Source organism: Halorubrum tibetense (assembly GCF_042661865.1).
GTDB classification, from domain to species: domain Archaea; phylum Halobacteriota; class Halobacteria; order Halobacteriales; family Haloferacaceae; genus Halorubrum; species Halorubrum tibetense.
The window spans coordinates 1-648 of sequence record NZ_JBHSWW010000617.1 but is presented as its reverse complement, the minus strand read 5'-3'; the positions used below and the strand labels follow the sequence as shown (position 1 = coordinate 648).

General features: G+C 73.5%; 1 protein-coding gene and 1 pseudogene. Both read right to left on the bottom strand.

Features of this window, described 5'->3' with window-relative positions; all coding sequences use genetic code 11:
• A pseudogene (locus tag ACFQEU_RS17315) lies at positions 1 to 378 on the bottom strand (dolichol kinase); the annotation flags it as partial.
• 1 nt (position 379) lies between these two features.
• A partial coding sequence (locus ACFQEU_RS17310) for a His/Gly/Thr/Pro-type tRNA ligase C-terminal domain-containing protein (protein ID WP_379784166.1) occupies positions 380 to 648 on the bottom strand: 269 nt, incomplete at its 5' end.

Sequence of the window (648 nt, the reverse complement as noted above, 5' to 3'; positions counted from 1 at the left end):
GAGCGCGCCGCTCACCGGGTCGCCGATCGCGAGCATCCACATCGCGGGTACCGCCAGCGTCGGCGTCGCCAGCGATGTCGTCGCCGCCAGCGCCACGCCCGCCATGCTCACCTGATACAGCGCGTAGCCGGCGACGCCGTCTGCTTCGTACTCGCGCACCAACGCCGTGTACAGCGGCGACAGCGGGCCGGCGTTACCCGAGAGCCGGAGGAGTTCGAGCAGGCCGACGACCGCCACGCCCGCGAGGAGGACCCCGGTCGTCTCGCCCCACGAGAGCCAGCCCAGCAGGTGCGGGACGGGGTAGAGCGCCCCGCCCATGTGGACCAGCCGGCGCTCGAACTCGACGCGCTCGCGCCACGCCGCCGCCGGGAGCGTCACGTCAGCTCGTCTCCACGTCCGTCTCGACCGTCCCGTACCGATCGATCAGGTCGCCGAAGGAGCCGCCCGCCCGCAGCCCGGCCAGCGTCTCGGCGAGCTCGTCGACCGGGACCCGGACCTGTTCGGCGGAGTCGCGCTCGCGGACCGTAACCGTCTCCGGCCCGTCGCCCTCGATCCCGTCGCGGTCGACGGTGACACAGAACGGGGTCCCCACCTCGTCCTGCCGCCGGTAGCGACGCCCGATCGAGCCGGAGTCGTCGTACGCGACCG